Genomic DNA, 24,862 nt, shown 5'->3' on the forward strand with positions numbered 1-24,862 from the left:
ACTAGCTTCAGCACCCTATCGCCTTTTGTGGAATAAGCTGTCCGATTAAAAAGTAAAAAAACACTTTTTATCGGCCGGAGCATTTGCATTCTGGCGTGGAAGAAATGGTGCATGCACTTTTCTAAGAAGGTTGTGAGGAATTGATAAAAGCAGCATATATCCATATCCCTTTTTGTGAACATATCTGTCATTATTGTGACTTTAATAAAGTGTTTTTAAAAGGTCAGCCGGTAAACGAGTATTTGGATGCTTTAGAAAAGGAAATAAAGATGACCGTTTCGCAATTCGGAAAAAATCCTCTCTCGACTATATTTGTTGGTGGAGGGACACCAACGGCTTTAAGTGCAACTCAGTTAGAAAGACTTTGCGGAATGATAAACGAGCAATTAACGATGGATAAAAAGGTTGAGTATACATTTGAGGCGAATCCAGGAGACCTTTCTGAAGACAAACTAAAAGCATTATATAATGGCGGTGTTAATCGATTAAGTTTTGGCGTTCAATCCTTTAATAATGACTTGCTTAAACGTATTGGCAGAACACATAAAGCGGAAGATGTATTTACATCGATTGAGGCAGCGAAAAAGATTGGCTTTACTAATATTAGTGTCGATTTAATTTATAGTTTACCTGGCCAAACAATAGCAGATTTTAAGCAAACATTAGAAACTGCATTTACACTGGATATTGAACATTTTTCTGGTTATTCCTTAATTATTGAGCCGAAAACGGTTTTTTATAACTTGCAAAGAAAAGGAAAACTGCTGACACCAGGAGAGGATGCGGAAGCCTCGATGTATGGTTTGTTACTGGAAGAAATGAGCAAACATGGATTTCAACAGTATGAAATCAGCAACTTTGCCAAACCTGGATATCAAAGCATTCATAATTTAACTTATTGGAATAACGAACAATATTTTGGTTTTGGTGCTGGAGCACATGGCTATGTTGGAGGAAATAGACGTTCTAACCATGGACCCTTAAAAAAATACATCGAACCATTAATGCAAAATGAGTTTCCTTTATTCGAAAATCATCCAGTAACAAAAATGGAAAAAATGGAAGAAGAAATGTTTTTAGGATTAAGAAAAAATAACGGAGTAAATATTTGTTTATTTGCGGAAAAATATAACGAAGATCCATTAATTCTTTTTAAAAATGAAATAGAAGTACTAGTGAACAGAGAGCTAATCACAATAGAAAATAAGTTCATTAAACTGACAGAACGGGGACGCTTTTTAGGAAATGAAGTGTTTCAATCCTTTATTGGAACCAAAGCATAAATGGTTAAAATACAGTTGAGTGCTTAAAAAATTGTAAATGTCTGCAAATAATGAAAGAAAAAATGATTTTTCTTAGAGAAAAAGAACCAAATTATTGACATGATCCCCGTTTATTTGATAATTTATAAATAGAATTAGCACTCAATGAATGAGAGTGCTAACAGAGGTGATGAATGTGTTAACAAATCGTCAATTATTAATTTTACAAGCAATTGTTGATGATTTTATTTTATCCGCACAACCTGTTGGCTCAAGAAGTTTGTCGAAGAAAACAGAGATTTCTTTCAGTTCAGCGACCATAAGAAACGAAATGGCCGATTTGGAAGAGCTTGGGTATATAGAGAAAACACATTCTTCTTCCGGTAGAGTTCCATCGGAAAAGGGATATCGTTTTTATGTTGATCATCTTTTAGCACCACAAAAACTGCATAAAACAGATATAGTAACCATTAACTCTGTATTTGCAGAAAAAATTTATGAATTAGAAAAAATTGTGCAAAGATCAGCAAAAATATTGTCTGATTTAACCAATTATACTACTATAGTTCTTGGGCCGGCTATGAAAGAGAATAAATTAAGAAGAATCCAGATTATTCCTTTAAATGAGCATACAGCCACTGCCATTATTGTTACAGATACGGGACATGTAGAGAATAGAATGTTCCATTTACCTGGATCAGTTGATGCAAGTGAGATAGAAAAAATAGTAAATATATTAAATGATAGACTGCTTGGTGTCCCTCTCGATAAATTGCATAATAAAATTTACAAAGAAGTGGCGACTATTCTTCAGCAGCATATTAGTCATTATGATTATTTTCTCCATTCTCTGTCAGAAACAATGAAGGTGGATTCCCATGAAAAATTGTTTTTTGGAGGCAAAACGAATATTTTAAGTCAGCCGGAATTTCATGATATTGATAAAATCAGAAATTTGTTGAATTTGATCGATAAGGAAGAAGGAATTCATGATTTAATTCGCAACAATTCGACTGAAATTAATATTAAAATTGGAAGAGAAAATAATAATAGTGCAATGGAAAATTGCAGCTTGATTTCTGCCTCTTACAGTATGGGGGAGGAACAAATAGGTTCTATTGCTATTTTAGGGCCAACGAGAATGGAATACTCAAGGGTTATTAGTTTATTAGGATTTTTGTCACATGATTTAACAAAAGTACTAACTAAATTGTATCAAAAATAGTAGTGCTGGAAATAGTGGTTAAATGAAGAATGACCAATTTATTTTCATGGTTTATTCAGGATACTTGTATAAAAAATAATCTCATTTAAGGGAGGTGAACATTTTGGCAGAAGAAAAGACAACAAACAATGAAGAAGTAGAACAACCAGTGAATACTCAAGAAGAGATTGTGGAAGAAGTATTAGGAGAAGTAGAAACTCCTTCCAACGAAGAAACTAATCTTGAAGAAAACTTGAAAGCAGCAGAAGCTAAAATTGCTGAATTAGAAACAAAATTGGAGAATGAAGAGAATCGCTACCTTCGACTTCAAGCTGATTTCGATAATTCCCGTCGCAGAGCAAGGCTTGATTTAGAAGCGGCGCAAACATATAGAGCACAAAGCTTAGCAGTTGATTTATTACCAGCAATTGATAATTTCGAAAGAGCATTAAAAATGGAAGCAACTGGAGAACAATCCCAAAGTTTGTACACAGGAGTGGAAATGGTTTACAGAGGCTTGTTAGATGCTCTTAAGAAAGAAGGCGTGGAACCAATTGAGTCAGTTGGGAAAGAGTTTGATCCACATCTTCATCAAGCAGTAATGCAGGAGGAAGTGGAAGGAACAGAACCGAATATAGTGGTTGATGAGTTCCAAAAAGGGTATATGTTAAAAGACAGAGTTATTCGCCCTGCGATGGTAAAAGTAAGTCAGTAAAAGCACTACATATAAAAAAATTGGAGGGAATTTTCCATGAGCAAAATTATTGGTATTGATTTAGGTACAACAAATTCATGTGTTGCTGTGCTGGAAGGCGGAGAACCAAAAGTTATTCCAAATCCAGAAGGCAACCGTACAGCTCCATCTGTTGTTGCATTTAAAAACGGGGAAAGACAAGTTGGGGAAGTAGCAAAACGTCAATCTATTACAAACCCAAATACGATTATGTCTATTAAACGTCATATGGGAACAGACTACAAAGTAGAAGTGGAAGGCAAAAGCTATTCTCCACAAGAGGTTTCTGCGATTATCCTTCAATATTTAAAAGGTTATGCAGAAGAATATTTAGGTGAAAAAGTAACAAAAGCGGTTATCACAGTTCCTGCATATTTTAATGATGCAGAACGTCAAGCAACTAAAGATGCTGGTAAAATTGCTGGTCTTGAAGTAGAACGTATTATTAACGAACCAACAGCAGCTGCACTTGCTTATGGTCTTGATAAAACAGAAGAGGATCAAACAATTTTAGTTTATGACCTTGGCGGCGGTACATTTGACGTTTCTATTCTTGAATTAGGCGACGGTGTGTTTGAAGTAAAATCAACTGCTGGAGACAATCGTCTTGGTGGAGATGATTTTGACCAAGTAATCATCGACTATTTAGTAGAGCAATTTAAAAAAGAAAACGGTATTGATTTAAGTAAAGATAAAATGGCTTTACAACGTTTAAAAGATGCAGCTGAAAAAGCGAAAAAAGATTTATCAGGTGTAGCTTCTACACAAATCTCTTTACCATTTATCACTGCTGGAGAAGCTGGACCTCTTCACTTAGAAGTATCCCTTTCTCGTGCTAAATTTGAAGAAATTTCAGCTGATTTAGTTGAGCGTACAATGGGGCCTACTCGCCAAGCTCTAAAAGATGCAGGTTTAAGTGCTTCTGAATTAGATAAAGTTATTTTAGTTGGTGGTTCTACACGTATTCCTGCTGTTCAAGAAGCAATCAAAAAAGAAACTGGCAAAGAACCACATAAAGGTGTAAACCCAGATGAAGTAGTAGCAATGGGTGCTGCTATCCAAGGTGGAGTTATCACTGGTGACGTAAAAGATGTTGTATTGCTTGATGTTACACCACTTTCTTTAGGTATCGAAACAATGGGTAGTGTATTTACTAAATTAATTGAGCGTAATACAACTATTCCAACATCAAAATCACAAGTGTTCTCAACAGCGGCTGATAGCCAAACTGCAGTTGATATTCATGTGCTTCAAGGGGAGCGCCCGATGGCTGCAGACAATAAAACATTAGGAAGATTCCAATTAACGGATATTCCTCCTGCACCACGTGGAGTTCCACAAATCGAAGTTTCTTTTGATATCGATAAAAACGGAATTGTAAATGTTCGTGCGAAAGATCTTGGTACAAACAAAGAACAAACCATTACGATTAAATCTTCTACTGGATTATCTGACGATGAAATCGATAAAATGGTAAGAGAAGCAGAAGAAAATGCAGAAGCTGATAAATTGCGTAAAGAAGAAGTAGAACTTCGCAATGAAGCAGATCAACTTGTTTTCACTACAGAGAAAACGTTGAAAGACCTTGAAGGAAAAGTAGAAGAAAGCGAAGTAGCGAAAGCAAACGAAGCGAAAGATGAATTAAAAGCTGCAATTGAAAAAGGCGAATTAGAAGAGATTAAAACGAAAAAAGATGCTCTTCAAGAAATCGTGCAAAATCTTTCTATGAAGCTTTATGAAGAAGCAGCTAAACAGGCGCAAGAAGCTCAAGGAGCAGAAGGCCAAGGTTCAGGAAAAGACGATAATGTAGTAGATGCTGAATTTGAAGAAGTAAAAGACGACAAATAAACATCTTACAGTGCGTGTTCAAAAAGAGGATAAAAAGGACCGAGAAGTTCGAGGCGGTTTAGCTTTGAGCATCACCCTTTCACAGGATGTGATGACTTCCACGTTGCTCACAGGACGTGAGCGTTTTTAGTGGAAGAACCTCTAAGTTATACGTGAGAAGCGGATAAGCAAACCAACGAAGAAATTCGACGTGTCATTTTTACCGGACTTTTTGAACAACATCTTACAGTCTGAAAAGTCAAAGTCAGGTTATCTTGGCTTTGGCTTTTCTTTTTGTCAGCATAATCCAAAAAAACAGCTGCGGAATGCAGTGAACAGAAGTTTTATTAAAAAATAGGAAAACTATTGTACTTTAGAATAGCGTAATGTTAAAATAGCATTTATGTGAAAAGAATCGGGGAGTGGTAATCATGAATAAAAGAGATTACTATGAAGTTCTTGGGGTAAGTAATTCAGCCTCTAAGGATGAATTAAAAAAAGCATATCGAAAGCTATCTAAAAAATATCATCCAGATATTAATAAAGAAGCAGATGCAGATGAGAAATTTAAAGAAGTGAAAGAAGCTTATGAAATATTAAGTGATGACCAAAAACGAGCACATTATGACCAATTTGGACATACAGATCCTAATCAAGGATTTGGCGGAGGCGGCGCTGATTTTGGTGGCGGCTTCGGTGGATTTGAAGATATTTTTAACAGCTTCTTTGGTGGAGGCGGAGGCGGAAGAAGACGCGATCCGAATGCCCCAAGACAGGGAGCAGATTTACAATATACGATGACATTATCTTTTGAAGAAGCAGCATTTGGCAAAGATACAGAAATTGAAATTCCACGAGAAGAAACATGTGAAACTTGTAAAGGATCTGGTGCTAAACCGGGAACTAAGCCAGTTACATGTAAGCACTGTAGTGGAACAGGGCAATTGAATGTGGAGCAAAATACGCCATTTGGAAAAATCGTAAATAGAAGAACATGTAATTACTGTAATGGAACTGGAAAAGAAATCAAGCATAAATGTTCTACATGTGGTGGAGCAGGCAAGGTGAAAAAACGCAGTAAAATTTCTATCAAAATTCCTGCAGGTATAGATGATGGTCAACAGCTTCGTGTAAGTGCTCAAGGAGAACCAGGAGTAAATGGCGGACCAGCTGGTGATTTATATGTTGTATTCCATATTCGTTCACATGAGTTTTTCGAACGTGATGGAGAAGATGTTTATTGTGAAATGCCAATAACCTTCGTTCAAGCAGCACTTGGAGATGAAGTAGAAGTTCCAACACTGCATGGGAAAGTAAAACTGAAGGTTCCAGCAGGAACACAAACAGGTACAAAATTCCGTCTTAGAGCAAAAGGAATCCCAAATGTTCGTGGATATGGAGTAGGAGATCAACATGTGATTGTTCGCTTAATTACACCTACGAAATTGACAGATGAGCAAAAACAAGTGTTGCAAGAATTTGCAGAAGTTACAGGAGTTTCTCCACAAGGGGAAGAAGAAGAAAGCTTTTTCTCCAAAGTAAAAAGAGCCTTTAAAGGTGAATAATGATAGGAGTTGGTAGAAAATGAAATGGTCTGAAATCACTATTCATACAACAAATGAAGCGATTGAACCTATTTCTAATATTTTGCACGAAGCTGGGGCAAGCGGGGTCGTTATTGAAGATCCCTTTGAATTGATTAAAGAAAGAGAATACCGCTTCGGCGAAATCTACCAATTAAATCCTGATGATTATCCTGAAGAAGGTGTACTTGTAAAAGCATATTTGCCAATTAACAGTTTTCTCGGCGAAACAGTGGAGGAAATTAAAGAATCGATAAATAATCTTATTCTTTATAATATTGATATTGGCTTGAATAAAGTTTCTATCATGGAAGTAAATGAAGAAGAGTGGGCAACCGCTTGGAAAAAGTACTATCATCCTGTTAAAATTTCTGAAAAATTTACGATTGTGCCAACATGGGAAGATTATACACCTGTAAATAGCGATGAGTTAATCATTGAATTGGATCCTGGTATGGCATTTGGAACAGGAACTCATCCGACAACTGTATTATGTATCCAAGCGTTGGAAAGAATAGTAAATAAAGAAGATGTTGTTATTGATGTTGGAACAGGTTCAGGTGTATTGAGCATTGCTGGAGCGATGCTTGGTGCGAAGTCCGTGCTTTCACTTGATTTGGATGAAGTAGCAGTAAATTCAGCAAAGATTAACCTTAAGTTAAATAAGGTCCATGAAGTAGCAACGGTTAAACAAAATAATTTACTTGAAGGCATTGATATGCAAGCAGAAGTGATTGTGGCCAATATTCTCGCCGAAATTATTATTCGTTTTACAGATGATGTATATCGTTTGCTGAAGAAGGACGGTTTCTTTATTGCTTCTGGTATTATTTCACAGAAAAAAGAAGAAGTGAAAAAGGCTATTATTGATTCAGGATTAGAAATTGTTGAAACCGTACAAATGGAAGACTGGGTTAGTATCACAGCAAAAAAAATAAATTAACAACAGAGGGAGTTTCATACATCATTTAAAATGATGTACGAAAACTTCCTCTACTAAGTTAATAGAAAAAAATTCGTTCAAATAAAATTTGTAGTTTTTTTCAGAAAATATATACGGCAAGCTTACATGCTGCTCGAAACATTAGTCGCCTCGCTAGCAAAGCCAGTTTATATGAAAAAGGTAGGTAAGTCTATTGCAACGATATTTTGCGGACAATGTGGACAATAATTTTATCATAGAAGAAGATGATTATCATCATATTGCAAGAGTAATGAGAATGAAATCTGGCGATGAAATTTTCTGTGTAAATAACAAGCAGCAAACAGCCTGTTGTTGTATAGAAAAAATTACCGAAAACCAAATTATTGCGAAAGTGATACAATGGTTGGAGGAGGATACAGAACTTCCGGTTTTTGTTACGATTGTGAGCGGACTGCCAAAAGGGGATAAGCTGGAATGGATTATTCAAAAAGGAACGGAACTAGGTGCATATCAGTTTATTCCTTTTATTGCAACTCGCTCCGTTGTGAAATGGGATGAAAAAAAAGCGGATAAAAAGCTTGTCCGCTGGAATAAAATCACAAAAGAAGCAGCAGAACAATCCCATCGCAAAAGGGTTCCAGAGGTTTCTGCACCATTGAAACTGAAGCAACTAGCTGAATTGGGCAAGAATTATGATTTGAAATTAATTGCCTATGAAGAAGTGGCTAAAGTAGGAGAATCCTCCATTCTTGCACAAAATTTAACTTCTTTGGAAAAAGGACAATCGATATTGGTTGTATTTGGTCCAGAAGGCGGACTGACAGAAACAGAAGTAGCAGTACTAAAAGAAAATGGGTTTCAGACTTGTGGATTGGGGCCAAGAATTTTAAGAACAGAAACAGCACCTTTGTATTTATTATCTGCTGTTTCCTATCATTTTGAATTATTGAGGTGAATAATCATGCCAACTGTTGCTTTTCACACATTAGGCTGTAAAGTAAATCATTATGAAACAGAAGCTATATGGCAATTATTTAAACAACAAGGATATGATCGAGTCGAATATGAAAATATTTCCGATGTATATGTTATCAATACATGCACGGTTACCAATACAGGTGACAAAAAAAGCCGACAAGTTATCCGTCGTGCTGTTCGAAAAAATCCAGATGCTGTTATTTGTGTAACAGGCTGTTATGCTCAAACATCTCCTGCTGAAATTATGGCAATTCCAGGTGTGGATATTGTGGTAGGTACGCAAGATAGAGTAAAAATGATGGAGTATATTGAACAATATAAACAAGAAAGACAACCAATCAATGCAGTTGGAAATATTATGAAAAATCGTGTTTATGAAGAACTAGATGTGCCTGCTTTTACAGATAGAACAAGAGCTTCTTTGAAAATTCAAGAGGGATGTAATAATTTTTGTACTTTCTGTATTATTCCATGGGCAAGAGGTCTAATGCGTTCAAGAAATCCAGAAGAAGTAATTAGACAAGCACAGCAGCTAGTGGAAGCTGGTTATAAAGAAATTGTCTTAACTGGCATTCATACAGGCGGCTACGGAGAAGATATGAAAGATTATAATCTGGCAAGTCTCCTTCGTGATTTGGAAGCTCAAGTAAAAGGTTTGAAACGACTCCGTATTTCTTCTATTGAGGCGAGTCAAATTACTGATGAAGTAATAGAAGTATTAGATCAATCTAATATTGTTGTTAATCATCTGCATATTCCAATTCAATCTGGTTCAAATACGGTTTTAAAAAGAATGAGAAGAAAATACACAATGGAGTTTTTTGCAGAACGAATTACTCGATTGAAAAAAGCATTGCCAGGTTTAGCGATAACTTCTGATGTAATTGTTGGGTTTCCTGGTGAAACAGAAGAAGAGTTTTTGGAGACTTATCATTTTATTAAAGAACATAAATTCTCAGAATTACATGTTTTTCCTTATTCCAAACGTACAGGTACACCTGCTGCAAGAATGGACGATCAAATAGACGAAGAAGTTAAAAATGAACGTGTTCATCGTTTAATAGAATTGTCAGATCAATTGGCAAAAGAGTATGCTTCTCAATATGAAGGCGAAGTAGTTGAGGTTATTCCAGAAGAAGTGTATAAAGATACTAGAATCAGCAATTTATATGTTGGATATACAGATAATTATCTAAAAGTAGTATTCCCTGCTAATGAAGAAATGGTTGGACAAATTGTTAAAGTGAAAATAACGAAGGCTGGATATCCGGTAAATGAAGGCCAATTTGTTCGTGTACTGGATGCAGTAGATCAACAAAAAGTAATTGTTTAAAGTGAATAATTAGAACAATATAAGTGAACGGTATGTAGCTTTTACACGGCACTTATATTGTTCATTATTTTAGTAAACGATTGCAATAAGATTTTATAATAATCGTACATAACTGCTGAAAAGGAGCAAAAACAATGAGCAAAAATATAGCAAAAATGATTGATCATACTTTATTAAAAGCGGATGCACAAGAAAATCAAATCAATACATTATGTGAAGAAGCAAAACAATATGAATTTGCCTCTGTTTGTGTGAATCCTACATGGGTAAAAACTGCTAGCGCATTATTAGCTGGTACAAATGTTAAGGTTTGTACAGTAATCGGTTTTCCTTTAGGTGCGACTACATCTGCTGTAAAAGCATTTGAAACAAAGGATGCTATTGAAAATGGTGCAACGGAAGTAGATATGGTTATTAATATTGGTGCTCTAAAAGATAAAAATTTTGATCTGGTAAAAGAAGATATTAAAGCAGTAGTGCAAGCGGCAAAAGGAAAGGCTTTAACGAAGGTCATTATTGAAACTTCTTTGTTGACTGATGAAGAAAAAGAAGCTGCATGTCGTTTGGCAGTAGAAGCAGGAACTGATTTTGTTAAAACGTCCACAGGGTTTTCTACAGGTGGAGCAACAGTGGCTGATATTCAATTAATGCGTAAAACAGTTGGTCCGGATATCGGTGTAAAGGCTTCTGGTGGGGTTAGAAGCAGTGAAGATACAGAAGCAATGGTAACGGCAGGGGCTACACGAATTGGTGCAAGCTCAGGCGTTTCAATCGTTAATGGCCTAACTAGCAATAGTGATTATTAATCCGTCATGTGATAAAAAGCTGTTTCAAAGTCGCTAACTGACTTTTGAGACAGCTTTTTTGCTTGGACTACTTTGAAAAATGGGGCTGGCTCTCTGAGCCTTGAAAATTAAATTGCTTTCGTTGTGCAAATTTGGCGGCATGGCTATCTCAGTTGAATAGTCTTCAAAAAAGAAAAGAAGCGGAGAAAATGCAGTATTTAACTGGTGCTCTCTTGCAACAAATGTTCTCCTTATTTATGAATTTTCATGATCCACCTTCCGAATGTTTGGGCAAAAGGAAGGACTAAAAGAGAGGTAATGACATTAAATAACAAACTTGCGTGGGCAAGTTGAACATCTTTTATGGGGGTTAGTGCTTCAACGATTTCCTTTAACGGGATAATAAATGGGTAGAATAGGGCAACTCCGCCAATATTTAACCAAATATGAGCATAGGCAGATAGTCTTGCTTCTCTTTGTGCACCCACGGAAGCTAGATAGGACGTAATGCATGTGCCAATATTTGAACCTAGCATAACAGCAATGCCGGTTTCAATTGGAAGCATTCCAGCGGTTAGAAACCCCATTATAATCCCTACTGTTGCCGTGCTTGATTGAATCAAAGCGGTAATGATTATTCCAACAAATACGGCTAGAAGCGTGCGGTCAGCAAGATAGAGCAGAAAATGTTCAATATATGCTTGATGCTGCAAAATGCTCGCGAAATATTTAAATCCTCTCATCGTTGTAAATACAATGGATATTCCTAATAATACAAATCCAATACTTCTCATTTTCATTTTATTTACTAAAATAAAGAGTACGCCTATTATTGCTAAGGGCAAGAGGAAACGGTCTATATTAAAGGTGATAAATTCTGTAGTTAAAGTAGTGCCGATATTGGTACCAAGGATAATGCCAATGGATTGGGGAAATGTCAGAATTCTTGCTGAAATAAGTCCGATTGTTAAGACCATTACGGCGGAACTGCTTTGCAGAATAGCTGTAATGATTATGGATATAATCATGCCTTTCCAGGGTTTGTCTGTTAGTCGTTCCAACCATATCTTTAATGAGTGGGATGATAGATTAAAAAGGCCTGTACGCAATAATGTCATTCCGAATATAAAGAAAAGGATAAAGAGAATAAATAGTCCAATATATATCAATGTTTTCACTCCTTCGAGAAACTATATGTGTGAAAGGAGACGGACATGCCATTCTAGTCGGTTTTATCTGCTTTATTTTTAAGCTACCCTGTAAAAGGCTTGCTCTCTCAATGAGTCCGCAGCCGGAATACACTTCGCTTTCCATGGGGCGGGCGTCGAGCCTCCTCGGAGTAACTCCTGCGGGGTCTCGCCTGTCCCGCTAATCCCATAGGAGTCTTCGTGTTTTCCGGCTGCTCCCTGCTTCAACAAACAAACAACTTAATCAGAAGACCTATTTTCATTGTTCATGGTACACTTTTTCAGTGGTTAAGAAACGCTTGTGCTGATCTTTTGTATTTAGGTTGCTATGAACATGTCTCCTTTTGTGTTAAATACATCATAAAGTTCGTGAAAACAGTCTTAAAAAAATGAAGATAATAAATTTTTTTACTTTTTTCTAAAAAAATTACAAGTACTATGCGAAATACAGTTGACCTTGTTTCGTTCATATAATATAATGTCAAGGTACATGGAAACCATGTTGATGTTAGTGTGTTGTGTTCGGAGGGAGGGAAAGAGAATGTCTAAAACCGTCGTTCGTAAAAACGAATCGCTTGAAGATGCTCTTCGTCGCTTCAAACGTTCAGTATCAAAAACTGGTACTTTGCAGGAAGCTAGAAAGCGCGAATTCTACGAAAAACCTAGTGTTAAACGTAAGAAAAAATCAGAAGCAGCAAGAAAACGTAAGTTCTAAGAGAGGGTGTATTAATTGAGTCTTCTCGAACGTTTAAATACCGATATGAAGCAAGCGATGAAAAACAAAGAAAAAGATAAACTAACTGTTATTAGAGGGATAAAAGCAGCTATTCAAAATGAGAGCATTAAGAATGGCAGTGAACTTTCAGATGCAGACGAATTATCTGTCCTTTCTCGCGAAGTAAAACAACGCAAGGACTCCCTCCATGAGTTTGAAAAAGCAGGTCGTCAAGATCTTGTTGACAAAGTACGTGCGGAGTTACAGCATGTTGAATTATATATGCCTGAACAACTTTCTGAAGAGGAGCTAGCAGGTATTATTGCTGCTGTTATTACAGAAACAGGTGCTTCTTCTAAGAAAGAAATGGGAAAAGTGATGGCTGCTTTAATGCCAAAGGTTAAAGGTAAAGCAGATGGTTCACTAGTAAATAAACTTGTACAACAACACCTTTCATAAATTAATTTTGTTTTAAAGGCTGCAGTGAAAACTGCAGCTTTTTTACATCTTGAAAAGAAAAAGGAGAAACACTAAATTTATCTATAGTATTTTGGTTTAGTAAAGATATTCAGGATCAAAAATCGAGTATAAGAGAGAAAGTGTCCGATAAAGAGTGCATTACCTATCCCTTGTATTTGCAAGACAATCTTCGTGTGTAACATCATGTTGATTTTGGCAATTTAAGGGCGCCTGCACTTTTCTTAATAAAAATGAAACCTTTTTCATTTTGAATCGTAAGTATACATAAAGTAAAGTATAAAGAGGGAAGGAGGGAAAACTTGAAAGGAAAAAAGCTTTTATTTGGACTACTATTATTTAGTTTTTTATTATCTATCATTCCCAGTGTTAGTTCTGCAAATGATGGGCAAATTGTATATATTGTTCCGTTAAAGAAAACGGTTGAAAAAGGCTTAGGGGCATTTATTGATCGAGCTATATCCGTTGCAGAAGAAAACAATGCATCAGCGATTATTTTTGAAATTGATACACCAGGCGGCGAAGTGGAAGCTGCAGTTGAAATGGGAAAACAAATCTCTGGTACAAAAATAAAAACAATCAGTTATATTAACCAGGATGCTATTTCTGCCGGTTCTTTCATCGCATTAAATACAGATAAAATATACATGACCGAAGGAAGTCGAATAGGTGCTGCTGGAGTGATTGATGGAAAAGGCAATGCTGCAGGAGAAAAAGCGCAGTCTTATTGGCTGTCCGCAATGAGAGGGGCCGCTGAAAAAAAAGGCAGAGATCCCATCTACGCAATGGCCATGGCAGATAAAACTATTTCCGTGCCAAATATGGATGCAACAAAAGGGAAGTTTTTAACGCTTACTGCCTCCGAAAGTTTAGAAGTGGGTTATTCAGAAGGAACGGTGAAAAATTTAGATCAGTTATTGCAGAAGCTGGAATTTAGTAATGCAGAAATCATTCATGTAAATGAAAGTTTTGCAGATAAAATAGCTCGATTTATTACGAATCCTTACGTTGTTCCTTTTTTAATAACAATTGGATGCTTAGGTTTAATTATCGAATTATTTACTCCAGGATTTAGTTTGCCGGGACTAGTAGGCATCTCCTCATTTCTTCTATTTTTTTATGGGCATTTAGTATCTGGTTTTGCCGGATACGAAACTATTTTATTATTTGTGATCGGAATTATTTTGATATTATTGGAGTTTTTCCTACCAGGAGGAATTGCTGGTATTTTAGGTGGAATTGCCATTGTGACTAGTTTGTTTCTTGCCAGCGGTAATTTTCTTCAAATGGGAATAAGCATATTGATTGCAATAGGAGTTTCCATCCTTGCATCGATTATAATGGTAAAGGTGTTGGGGAAAAAAATGAGGTTTTTTAAAAAAATTATTTTAACAGATTCTACTAATACAGAGGGTGGATATGTTACAAATCCAAACCGAACAGATTTACTTGGAAAAATAGGCACTACTTTAACAGCACTTCGCCCGGCTGGAACCGTTGTAATTGGCGATGAGCGTGTAGATGTCGTGAGTGAAGGGATTTTTATCGAAAAAAATGCAAAAGTAAAAGTTGTAAGAGCAGAAGGCTCAAGAATTGTTGTTAGAGAAGTGCTAGATATTCAAAAGGAGGATGAAAAATGATAGGATTTGATCTTTTTTGGGTTGCTATAATCGTATTGGCGGTTATTTTATTAGGGGTATTATTAACATTTGTACCTATAATGCTGTGGGTTTCAGCATTAGCTGCAGGGGTAAGAATTAGCATATTTACATTAATTGGAATGCGTTTAAGAAGGGTTATACCAAGCCGAGTTGTGAATCCGCTTATTAAGGCGCATAAAGCAGGCATTCAAGTTACCATCAATCAGCTGGAAAGTCATTATTTAGCTGGAGGGAATGTAGACAGAGTAGTTAATGCATTAATTGCTGCTCACCGTGCTAATATTGAACTAACATTTGAAAGATGTGCTGCGATTGATTTAGCAGGTCGTGATGTTTTAGAAGCAGTGCAAATGAGTGTTAATCCAAAAGTAATTGAAACACCATTTATTGCAGGTGTGGCAATGGACGGAATTGAAATGAAAGCAAAAGCGAGAATTACGGTTCGCGCAAATATTGAAAGACTTGTTGGGGGAGCAGGAGAAGAAACAATCGTTGCTCGTGTTGGAGAAGGGGTTGTATCCACAATCGGTTCGTCTGATAGTCATAAAAAAGTATTGGAAAATCCAGATCTTATTTCTCAAACGGTTTTATCTAAAGGTTTAGATGCAGGAACAGCATTTGAAATTCTGTCGATTGATATTGCCGATGTAGATATAGGTAAAAATATCGGGGCGGAATTACAAACTGAACAGGCGGAAGCGGATAAAAAGATAGCGCAGGCAAAAGCAGAGGAACGCAGAGCAATGGCTGTTGCGCAAGAACAAGAGATGAAAGCAAAAGTAGAGGAAATGCGGGCAAAAGTAGTAGAAGCTGAAGCAACTGTGCCTATGGCAATGGCTGATGCACTTCGTTCGGGTAATATGGGGGTTATGGATTATATGAACTTGCAGAATATTACCGCAGATACAGAAATGAGAGGCTCTATAGGTAAATTATCAAATAAAGATAAAGATAATAATGAAAATTAATTTTAGGAAATCTAGAGAGGAGTAATCCTTTTGGAGTATATATCCATCGTTGCTATTGTAGTAGGTTTTATCTTCTCTTTGTTGAAAAAAGAGAAAACATCTAGATCTAATAATCCTTCTACACAGCAAAAGGACATTCATGCACCGGCAAGAAAAATGGTTGTAGCAGAGATCCCTGCTGTTGTGCAGACACAAGAAAACTTAATAGAGCGAGAGTTGACGGAATTAGAGAAACTAAAAAAAGAAAAAGCACTACTGGAGAAAAAACTGCGAAGCCTAGAAATGTACACTAAAAATGCACAAAATCCTAGTTCAGCATCTGCAAAACATCCAAATGGATTGTTTTCAAAGGAAAATGTAGTGGATGCTGTTATTTTCTCAGAAGTATTATCGCCTCCTCGAGCTAAAAGAGGACTTCGCAGTTATAATTAGAACGCTCGAATGATACAATCGAGTATTGGCTGTATCTAAATAATTTTTTAAACAAAAGACTAATTTTTACATGAAAATATGTGCTAGAATCCCCTTTTTTCTCATACATATGAGATGAAAGGGGGTTCTTTTTTTATGGCGAAAAAATGGGGACTTTCATTGCGGAACTGGATGGTAAAAAACTTAGAGCTTCCTCAAGATGTCATGATGGACTTACCTAGAATAACAATGATCGGCCAAATTCATATTTATATTGAGAACCACCGTGGATTGATTACGTTTTCGGATAAGGAGTTAAGACTGCTGCTTAAACAAGGGCAGCTTTTAATAAAAGGAAAAGGATTTGTTATTAAAACAATTATGACAGAAGAAATATTGTTAGAAGGAAAAATTGATCAGGTAATGTACATAAATGATTAATCTTTGGGAGGAAGCTATGAAAAATCACTGGATAGAATTTTTTACAGGTATTGTGACAGTAAAGGCAACTGGCAAAGGGTTGGAGCGATTTCTAAATCAATTGATGAGAAATAATATTTCCGTCTGGAATGTCAAAAAACATGGCTCCAAATCCATCACATTCCAAATGAGTCTACGAAAAGTAAAATCTGTACGTCATGTTGTTCGCGGAAGCGGATGTAAATTAGAGTTCCAGCGCAGAGCTGGGGCTCCCTTTCTTTATAAAAGATTGATGAAAAACAGCGGTTTTGTTATTGGAATTTTCCTTTTTTTTGGACTAGTCTTTGCTTTGTCTAATATGGTATGGGGAATTGAGATTAAGGGAGCAAATCCAGCAACTGAATATAAAATTCGTAAGCAACTTGATAAAATGGATATTAAAATTGGTGAATTTCAATTCTTTTCAAAAGAATTAGATGCCATTCAGGCAGAACTTACGAATAGTATTAATGACATTACCTGGATAGGTGTGGAATTAAAAGGGACAACTTATCATTTTCAGGTTGTGGAAAAAAATGAACCCAAAAAAGTGGAAACAACAAGTCCGCAAAATTTAATCGCTACAAAAAAAGCAACGATTGTAAATTACTTTGTTGAAGAGGGAGAAAGGATTGTTGAAAAAAATGATGTAGTAAAAAAGGGGCAGCTCCTCGTTACTGGAACAATAGGCAAAGAGAAAAACACACGCATTGTAGCAGCAAAAGGTGAAATATGGGGAGAGACATGGTTTAATTCGACTGTTACAGTTCCTTTAAACAGCACTTTTCAAGTTTTTAATGGAAAGGAGAAACAAAAGCATTATATAAAAATAGCGAATGTACATATTCCTATCTGGGGATTCGGCAAGGTGAAATATAAGCAGTATGAGCTTGAGAAAAACGAACAAAAAATGAAGTTTCTAAAATGGGAACTGCCAGTTTTTATGGTCAACAAAACATTTAGAGAAAAGGAAGAAGTAACTAGAATCTATACGCAAAAGGAAGCGGTAAACAAAGGGAAAGAAATGGCAAGAAAAGATGTTTTAACTAAAATAGGAGAAGATGGAAAAATAAAGGAAGAGAAAATTTTGCGCCAAACGATAAAGAATGGTAAAGTAATAGTAACTATAGACTACACAACAATAGAAAACATAGCGAAAGTACAACCTATAACTCAAGGAGACTTGGAATGACAGAAGATTTAAAAACGATGAACGTTAAATTAAATGATCCTAATGAAGCCATTGCCTTGCTAGGAAATGGGGACAGCAATCTAGAAGTGTTAGAAAAAGAATTGGATTGTAACATCGTAACAAGAGGAGAGACATTGCATGTGTCGTCCACAAAACCTGACAGCATCGAGCTTGTTGGGGATATAGTGGAAAAGCTATTGCAGGTTATCCGAAAAGGCATATCGATCAGTCAGAGAGATGTTATTTATGCAATCTCGCTAGCGAAAAAAGGAACACTAGAATATTTCGGTTCTTTATATGATGAAGAGATTGCTAAAACAATAAAAGGTAAATCGATTCGAGTAAAAACGATTGGTCAAAGTGATTATATTCGGGCAATTAAACGAAATGATCTCGTATTTGGCATCGGTCCTGCTGGGACGGGGAAAACTTATTTAGCTGTTGTGATGGCCGTTAATGCATTAAAAAATGGAAAAGTAAATAAAATTATTTTAACAAGACCTGCTGTAGAGGCTGGAGAAAGTTTAGGTTTTTTACCAGGTGACCTAAAAGAAAAGGTTGATCCATACTTAAGACCTCTTTATGACGCCCTTCATGATGTTTTAGGAACAGAACATACAGCACGTTTAATTGAACGGAATACGATTGAAGTAGCGCCTTTAGCTTATATGAGAGGAAGAACGCTTGAAGATGCATTTATCATTTTAGATGAGGCACAAAACACAACACAAGCTCAAATGAAGATGTTCCTAACTAGGCTTGGTTTCGGATCGAAAATGGTAATTACTGGTGATCAAACACAAATTGATTTGCCAAAAGGAGTGAAATCTGGACTTGTTGTAGCGGAAAGAATATTGCATAAAGTACCAGATATTACCTTTGTGCATTTGCAAGAAAGTGATGTAGTGCGTCACCCTCTAGTAGGGAAAATAGTATTAGCCTATAAAGAACAAGAAAGCTAAAATACAAAAAGCCGATCATCTCATTAAAATAGGAGAATCGGCTTTTTTCGGTGATAAAATATAAAGAGATTGGTCTTGCTTTTTGAAAAAATTTTTTCGTTTTTGGGTGGGAAAGATTCACTTTATAAATATGCATGAAAATAGGAAAAAAAGATGAAAACAATCGTGAAAACTGTTATGATTTTACATATTACGTCAAAATGTCGTTAATTTTTGTTTAACTAATACGAAAGATAGGAGGTTATTATGAATTTCTTTCGTAACTTTATTCAAGTTGTAAAAAATTTAATAAGTGCAAGTATTATGAGGATCATCTTGTTTTTGCTAATTGGCATCGTGTTATTTTTTACGATGTTTAACAATGTGAAACCAGAAAAATTAAATGTAAGTTTATTTGCAGTAGCCGATCAAATAATTCGATCTCCGATTACCGTGGAGGATAAGGTTAGCACAGAAAAGAAAAAAGAAGATAGCAAAAATCAAGTGCAGGATGTTTATGTTGTCAATAAAGAAATTGCCCAAAACAGAGTTGATTTAGTTTCTTCTATTTTTGATTCGGTAACAGAAGTGAATAATGAGGTGGAAAAAAGCTTAGAAGAGCAAAGAAAAAAAAATGCTGAAAAAGATGGAAAACCAGCAAAAATTTCAGAACCATCAATTAATGATAAATTAACAGAGCTAAAAAAGAAATTAACAGAAAACGTATCAAAAGAAGTAATGGACACTTCGTTAAAAGCACTTCTTATGTATTCAGAAGAGGATTTAGACATAGCGAAGGATATTACAGTAACTGCCATAAATACAGTAATGAATAATAAAATTCCCTCTGATGAAGTAGAAAATGCTAAAAAACGTTTAGAAGAAGGATTAAAGAATAATTATAGTTTAAATTCGGATTTAAAAAGTGCTTCTATTGATTTGGGAAGATTTGCTATTATTCAAAACGAATTTTACGATCCTTCTGCAACGGAAGAGTTAAGGCAACAAGCGGTGGATAATGTAGACCCTGTTAAAATATTACAAGGGCAAATTATCGTAGAAGAAGGGCAGTTGATAAGCAGAGAAGTCTATCGACAATTAGAATTAGTTGGATTATTAGCAAGTGAAAAGTCGAGTCAGCCATTTATAGGACTTGGAATCATTATTTTAGCCATTTTGTCACTTCTTTATTATTATTTATTGGTAACTAATAGCAAAAAAGAGACAAAGATAAAACAGAATCATACGATTATATTTAGCGTTATTTTTTTAATAAGTATTCTCGTAATGAAAACAATTAGCATATTTCAACAGTTTGAATACACAGAAATCAGCTATATTTTTCCTGCTGGAATGGCAGTTATGCTAATAAAGATTCTGATTGAAGAGAAGTTTGCCATTCTTGTGACGGTAGCACTTGGAGTATGTGGGATGATTATGTTTAATGAAGGAGTTTCGGGTACATTTAATGTGTCAATGGGAGTTTATATTATTGCCGGCGGGCTAGCGGCTATTCTTTTTCTTAAAAAGCATAATCAGCGCTCTAATATCCTGCAAGCTGGCTTATTCGTATCCTGTGTAAATATGATTGCCCTCCTTTCGATGCTTTACTTGCAAAATGGACAATATGATGCAAAAGAATATGGTTTTTATATTTTAACTGCTTTTATTTCTGGGATTTCCTCAGCTGTGTTAACAATTGGTTTATTACCTTTTTTTGAAGCGGGATTTGGCATCATTTCTTCCATGAAGTTAATTGAATTGTCCAATCCTAACCATCCATTGTTAAAGAAAATATTAACGGAAACACCAGGTACTTATCATCATAGTGTGATGGTCGCAAATTTAGCCGAATCCGCTTGTGAGGCGATTGGTGCAAATGGATTACTAGCTAGAGTTGGCTGTTACTATCATGATATAGGTAAAACAAAAAGACCGCATTTTTTTATTGAAAATCAAATGAATATGGGAAATCCACATGACCGTCTCCCGCCGCAGGCTAGTAAAAACATTATTATAGCCCATGCAACAGACGGAGCTGAATTATTAAGAAAACATAAAATGCCAAAAGAAATTATCGATATTGCTGAGCAGCATCATGGCACGACGCTTTTAAAATATTTTTATTTTAAAGCAAAAGAAAAAGGCTTGGATATTAAAGAAGAGGATTTTCGCTACCATGGACCAAAAGCGAAAACAAAAGAAGTGGCAATTATCGGAATTGCTGATAGTGTAGAAGCAGCAGTCAGAAGTTTGAATTCTCCAACAACAGATCAAATTGATGGATTAATAAAGAATATTATTTCTGATCGACTGCAAGATGGTCAATTAGATGATTGTGATTTAACATTAAAAGAATTGCATGTAGTTAGAAATACGCTTAGTGAAACATTAAAAGGAATATTTCATTCTAGGATTGAATATCCGGATATGAAAAAAGTAAAGGACGAATGAATATGAATATGGAAATTGATTTTATTGATGAAACAGATGAAGTGAAAGAAACAGAGAGAAGCACTGTTCAAGAGCTGTTGCATTTTGCTGCTGTAAAGCAGGGATTAGAAGGAAATATAGAATTGTCTGTTACATTTGTTGATAATCAACGAATTCAAGAAATAAATAAAGAGTATCGAGAAAAAAATCAGCCAACGGATGTTATTTCTTTTGCGATGGAAGAGCTTGGTGAAGGAGAAATACAGTTAGTTGGCGGCGATATGCCAAGAATGTTAGGAGATATTATTATTTCAATAGACAAAGCTCATGAGCAAGCATTAGAATATGGTCATTCCTATAAGCGGGAACTTGGTTTTTTATCTGTACATGGGTTTCTCCATTTACTGGGATATGATCATCTTACAAAAGAGGAGGAAGATGTCATGTTCTCACTTCAAAAGGAAATTTTAGATGAGTTTGGGCTCAAAAGATAAACGTATTATAAAGAACAGTCAATTATCCTCTTTTCGCTTGGCTTTGTCAGGAATTGTAATGGCGATAAAAAAAGAAAGAAACTTAAAAATTCATCTGTTTATTTCGATTCTTGTCTTCTTTTTTGGCATCTATTATAAGGTATCTGTAACGGAATGGCTTTTTCTCTCTGTTGCGATCGGCATTGTAATTGCGATGGAAATGATAAATACGGCTCTTGAGCGTGTGGTTGATTTAGTAACGAAGGAATATCATCCGCTCGCTAAGGAAGCGAAAGATATTGCTGCTGGCGCTGTCTTTATAGCTGCTTTATTATCAGCGGTAATTGGTTTTATTATTTTTATTCCGAAAATATTTATGGGTTGATTAAACGTAGGTGAATATTGGTTTAATAAGAAGAAATTTGTTTTGGTTTAGTCGTTAGCTAGCCATTACAAATTTCTTTTTTAGGGTACCGAAAAGAGGCTTTGGCTCTCTCGAATAGTCCGCAGCCAGAATACACTTCGCTTTCCATGGGGCGGGCGGCGAGCCTCCTCGGAGTAAACTCTTGGCACTGAAAAAGTCCGTAACGAAAGAAAAAGATGCGACTCACCTACTATATATAGAATTATAAAGATATTTATCATCTGTATATAGACAATGATTCGATATTTTTTCAAAAACAATCAGTTTTTCAGTGGCCTCGTAAACTCCTGCGGGGTCTCTCCTTTCCCGCAAATTCCATAGGAGTCTTCGTGTATTCCGTCTGCTCCTTGCATCAACAGAACAACAAGCTCAATCACACTCGCCTATTTTCATTCTTCATGGTGTGAATTTGTTTCTATCCTGAAAAGAGGTTTTGGCTCTCTCAAATAGTCCACAGTCGGAATACCCTTCGCTTTCCATGGGTATTATGGAGTGAAATTCAACTCACTTATTCGATAGAAATAATGGTTATGAAAACAATGTAAAAGAAAAAGGAAGGCTGGAAAAGTCTAGGTGGAGAAACTGGTTTCTTATAAGGTAAGAAAGTATAAAGTTTTCAAACTAGATTAGTGTCTAGCTCCAGCGCCTAGCCCCAGTGAGTATTGCCTCCTGCCTCTAAAAGTAAAGAACACTTTTTGAGGCAGGAGAACATTTTTCTTCGGGGCTGAGCAAGGGCGCTTGCGCTTTTCTTATAAGAAATAGTAGCCCATTTTTCTTTCGGTGCTTTATTGATGGTAAGATATAGTATATAATTTTTATATAGTATTTTTAGTAAACGAAACAGATTTTTCCTGACAGGTATAGTTAAAACTAGGTGTTAAAAGATAATCAAAGTAAAAAAATAGTTGGCTCATTGAAATCACTATATGATTTACGATAAAATATTTTTCAATTCCCATTATGATTTGCGTGATAAATTCTGAACAGTTCTTAAAAAACTAAAAATAACTTTTGTATAGTGTGTATTCAAAAAGAGGGATTAAAAAGGATCAAGAAATTCTGACGTTCCTTTTTTACCGGACTTTTTGAACAACTTCTATTCGTAAAATAAAGGGAGGATTAAAGAGTTGAATGAGATGGATCTAATAGATCATGCGAAAAAAGCAAGAGAAAAAGCTTATGTCCCTTATTCGAAATTTAAAGTTGGTGCTGCTCTTTTAACATCAAATGGTAAAGTATATCATGGATGCAATATAGAAAATGCATCGTATAGTGTAACGAATTGTGCGGAAAGAACGGCACTTTTTAAAGCCGTTTCAGAAGGAGATACTAGTTTTACTATGTTAGCTGTAGTAGCAGATACAAATGGACCAGTATCACCTTGTGGGGCTTGCAGACAGGTTATTTCAGAGCTTTGCCCAGAAGATATGACTGTGGTTTTAACCAACCTGCATGGAGATATTCAAAAAACAACAGTAGGAAAATTACTGCCAGGAGCATTTTCACCGGAGGATTTAAATGAACATAAATAATACGAATGAACATAAATCAGGATTTATAAGCATTATCGGAAGACCAAATGTAGGGAAATCAACTTTTTTAAATCGAGTTATTGGTCAAAAAATTGCCATTATGAGTGATAAACCACAAACCACACGGAATAAAGTACAAGGTGTTTTAACAACAGACGATTCACAGCTTATCTTTATCGATACACCTGGTATTCATAAACCGAAGCATCGACTGGGAGACTTTATGATGAAGGTTGCCCAGAATACGTTAAAAGAAGTAGATCTTATTTTGTTTATGGTAAACGCAGAAGAAGGGTTTGGAAAAGGGGAAGAATTCATTCTCGAGAAATTCGAAAATATCAAAACTCCTATTTTTCTTGTTATAAATAAAATTGATACGATTCATCCAGATAAATTATTTACGGTTATTGATTCCTATCGACAAAAATATCCTTTCAAAGAGATTGTGCCTATTTCTGCTTTAGAGGGAAATAATGTAGAGACATTATTAGAGCAAATTAAATTTTATATGCCTGAAGGTCCACAGTTTTATCCTGCAGACCAAGTAACAGACCATCCAGAACGATTTATTGTATCGGAGTTAATCAGAGAAAAAGTGCTGCATTTAACAAGGGAAGAAATTCCTCATTCTTTAGCTGTTGTAGTAGATAAAATGGAAAAAAAGCCGAATGATATCGTACATGTGATGGCAACCATTGTTGTAGAGAGAGATTCACAAAAAGGGATCGTAATCGGAAAACAAGGCAGCATGTTAAAAGAAGTTGGTAAACGAGCAAGAACCGATATTGAAAATCTTCTTGGCACAAAAGTTTTCTTAGAACTTTGGGTGAAAGTCCAAAAAGATTGGCGCAATAAGATGACGCAATTAAGAGATTTTGGCTTTAGAGAAGACGAATATTAATTTTTCAGCCAACTTGCAAGAAAAAATCAATAGGTGAGTCAGGAGAACATATTTCTTCGGGGCTGAACAAGGCGCCTCCGCTTTTCTAATTGTCTAGCTCCAGCGCCTAGCCCCAGTGAGTATTGCCTCCTGACTCTAAAAGTAAAAAGCACTTTTTGAATCAGGAGAACATATTTCTTCGGGGCTGAACAAGGCGCCTCCGCTTTTCTAATTGTCTAGCTCCAGCGCCTAGCCCCTGTGAAAGATAACCTCCTGCCTCTAAAAGTAAAAAGCACTTTTTGAGTCAGGAGAACATATTTCTTCGGGGCTGAACAAGGCGCTTCCGCTTTTCTAATTGTCTAGCTCTAGCGCCTAGCCCCTGTGAAAGATAACCTCCTGCCTCTAAAAGTAAAAAGCACTTTTTGAGTCAGGAGAACATTTTTCTTCGGGGCTAAACAAGGCGCTTCCGCTTTTCTATT

General features: G+C 35.9%; 23 protein-coding genes. 22 read left to right on the forward strand and 1 reads right to left on the reverse strand.

Annotated features, from left to right (window positions below):
* Positions 1–140 precede the first annotated feature (140 nt).
* The 9 genes from hemW (at position 141) to deoC (ending at position 10,651) form a co-directional block, all read left to right on the forward strand.
* On the forward strand, positions 141–1,283 hold the full coding sequence (gene hemW / locus AC5LWL_RS09110; RefSeq protein WP_493434018.1) for a radical SAM family heme chaperone HemW: 1,143 nt from the start codon (positions 141–143) through the stop codon (positions 1,281–1,283).
* Positions 1,284–1,458: 175 nt separating this feature from the next.
* Entirely contained in the window at positions 1,459–2,487 is a 1,029-nt protein-coding gene (hrcA, locus tag AC5LWL_RS09115) for a heat-inducible transcriptional repressor HrcA (protein ID WP_493434019.1), read from the forward strand.
* A 103-nt stretch (positions 2,488–2,590) separates the two neighbouring features.
* Positions 2,591–3,181, forward strand: coding sequence for a nucleotide exchange factor GrpE (gene grpE / locus AC5LWL_RS09120; protein WP_493434020.1), 591 nt, complete (start codon positions 2,591–2,593; stop codon positions 3,179–3,181).
* A 36-nt stretch (positions 3,182–3,217) separates the two neighbouring features.
* On the forward strand, positions 3,218–5,047 hold the full coding sequence (gene dnaK / locus AC5LWL_RS09125) for a molecular chaperone DnaK (protein WP_493434021.1): 1,830 nt from the start codon (positions 3,218–3,220) through the stop codon (positions 5,045–5,047).
* Between the two features lie 410 nt (positions 5,048–5,457).
* Entirely contained in the window at positions 5,458–6,591 is a 1,134-nt protein-coding gene (gene dnaJ / locus AC5LWL_RS09130; RefSeq protein ID WP_493434022.1) for a molecular chaperone DnaJ, read from the forward strand.
* A gap of 19 nt (positions 6,592–6,610) precedes the next feature.
* Positions 6,611–7,552, forward strand: a complete 942-nt coding sequence (gene prmA / locus AC5LWL_RS09135) for a 50S ribosomal protein L11 methyltransferase (RefSeq protein ID WP_493434023.1) — start codon at positions 6,611–6,613, stop codon at positions 7,550–7,552.
* A 193-nt stretch (positions 7,553–7,745) separates the two neighbouring features.
* Entirely contained in the window at positions 7,746–8,489 is a 744-nt protein-coding gene (locus AC5LWL_RS09140) for a 16S rRNA (uracil(1498)-N(3))-methyltransferase (protein WP_493434024.1), read from the forward strand.
* Between the two features lie 6 nt (positions 8,490–8,495).
* The gene (mtaB, locus tag AC5LWL_RS09145) at positions 8,496–9,845 is read left to right on the forward strand and encodes a tRNA (N(6)-L-threonylcarbamoyladenosine(37)-C(2))-methylthiotransferase MtaB (RefSeq protein WP_493434025.1); all 1,350 of its coding nucleotides are present in this window, start codon (positions 8,496–8,498) and stop codon (positions 9,843–9,845) included.
* Positions 9,846–9,979: 134 nt separating this feature from the next.
* Complete coding sequence (gene deoC / locus AC5LWL_RS09150) at positions 9,980–10,651, forward strand: deoxyribose-phosphate aldolase (RefSeq protein WP_493434026.1); 672 nt, start codon at positions 9,980–9,982, stop codon at positions 10,649–10,651.
* Between the two features lie 230 nt (positions 10,652–10,881).
* Here the strand turns inward: deoC and AC5LWL_RS09155 are convergent, their stop codons facing one another.
* A complete protein-coding gene (locus tag AC5LWL_RS09155) occupies positions 10,882–11,799 on the reverse strand; it encodes a Na/Pi symporter (protein WP_493434027.1) in 918 nt (305 codons plus the stop codon).
* A gap of 559 nt (positions 11,800–12,358) precedes the next feature.
* Here AC5LWL_RS09155 and rpsU point away from each other — a divergent pair.
* The 13 genes from rpsU (at position 12,359) to era (ending at position 24,404) form a co-directional block, all read left to right on the forward strand.
* Positions 12,359–12,532, forward strand: a complete 174-nt coding sequence (rpsU, locus tag AC5LWL_RS09160) for a 30S ribosomal protein S21 (RefSeq protein ID WP_003152957.1) — start codon at positions 12,359–12,361, stop codon at positions 12,530–12,532.
* Between the two features lie 15 nt (positions 12,533–12,547).
* Positions 12,548–12,991, forward strand: coding sequence for a GatB/YqeY domain-containing protein (locus AC5LWL_RS09165; RefSeq protein ID WP_493434028.1), 444 nt, complete (start codon positions 12,548–12,550; stop codon positions 12,989–12,991).
* A 320-nt stretch (positions 12,992–13,311) separates the two neighbouring features.
* The gene (locus tag AC5LWL_RS09170; RefSeq protein ID WP_493434029.1) at positions 13,312–14,649 is read left to right on the forward strand and encodes an NfeD family protein; all 1,338 of its coding nucleotides are present in this window, start codon (positions 13,312–13,314) and stop codon (positions 14,647–14,649) included.
* Positions 14,646–15,638 carry a flotillin-like protein FloA gene (floA, locus tag AC5LWL_RS09175; protein ID WP_493434030.1) on the forward strand — a complete coding sequence of 331 codons (993 nt, stop codon included), beginning with the start codon at positions 14,646–14,648 and terminating at the stop codon, positions 15,636–15,638. Before AC5LWL_RS09170 ends, floA begins: the two co-directional genes overlap by 4 nt.
* Before the next feature lie 30 nt (positions 15,639–15,668).
* On the forward strand, positions 15,669–16,070 hold the full coding sequence (locus AC5LWL_RS09180) for a YqfB family membrane protein (protein WP_493434031.1): 402 nt from the start codon (positions 15,669–15,671) through the stop codon (positions 16,068–16,070).
* Positions 16,071–16,205: 135 nt separating this feature from the next.
* Positions 16,206–16,490 carry a sporulation protein YqfC gene (gene yqfC, locus AC5LWL_RS09185; RefSeq protein WP_493434032.1) on the forward strand — a complete coding sequence of 95 codons (285 nt, stop codon included), beginning with the start codon at positions 16,206–16,208 and terminating at the stop codon, positions 16,488–16,490.
* 16 nt (positions 16,491–16,506) lie between these two features.
* A complete protein-coding gene (yqfD, locus tag AC5LWL_RS09190; protein WP_493434033.1) occupies positions 16,507–17,700 on the forward strand; it encodes a sporulation protein YqfD in 1,194 nt (397 codons plus the stop codon).
* The gene (locus AC5LWL_RS09195; RefSeq protein WP_493434034.1) at positions 17,697–18,662 is read left to right on the forward strand and encodes a PhoH family protein; all 966 of its coding nucleotides are present in this window, start codon (positions 17,697–17,699) and stop codon (positions 18,660–18,662) included. Before yqfD ends, AC5LWL_RS09195 begins: the two co-directional genes overlap by 4 nt.
* Positions 18,663–18,908: 246 nt before the next feature.
* The gene (locus AC5LWL_RS09200; RefSeq protein WP_493434035.1) at positions 18,909–21,095 is read left to right on the forward strand and encodes an HD family phosphohydrolase; all 2,187 of its coding nucleotides are present in this window, start codon (positions 18,909–18,911) and stop codon (positions 21,093–21,095) included.
* A 2-nt stretch (positions 21,096–21,097) separates the two neighbouring features.
* On the forward strand, positions 21,098–21,568 hold the full coding sequence (gene ybeY / locus AC5LWL_RS09205; protein ID WP_493434036.1) for an rRNA maturation RNase YbeY: 471 nt from the start codon (positions 21,098–21,100) through the stop codon (positions 21,566–21,568).
* On the forward strand, positions 21,546–21,932 hold the full coding sequence (locus tag AC5LWL_RS09210; protein ID WP_493434037.1) for a diacylglycerol kinase family protein: 387 nt from the start codon (positions 21,546–21,548) through the stop codon (positions 21,930–21,932). The genes ybeY and AC5LWL_RS09210 overlap by 23 nt, the downstream gene beginning before the upstream one ends.
* Positions 21,933–23,107: 1,175 nt before the next feature.
* A complete protein-coding gene (locus AC5LWL_RS09215) occupies positions 23,108–23,503 on the forward strand; it encodes a cytidine deaminase (protein ID WP_493436575.1) in 396 nt (131 codons plus the stop codon).
* Positions 23,490–24,404: a GTPase Era gene (era, locus tag AC5LWL_RS09220; RefSeq protein WP_493434038.1), complete on the forward strand. Its 915-nt coding sequence runs from the start codon at positions 23,490–23,492 to the stop codon at positions 24,402–24,404. Before AC5LWL_RS09215 ends, era begins: the two co-directional genes overlap by 14 nt.
* Positions 24,405–24,862: the final 458 nt, after the last annotated feature.

It is taken from the genome of Niallia sp. WK069_GA_01 (assembly GCF_983173855.1).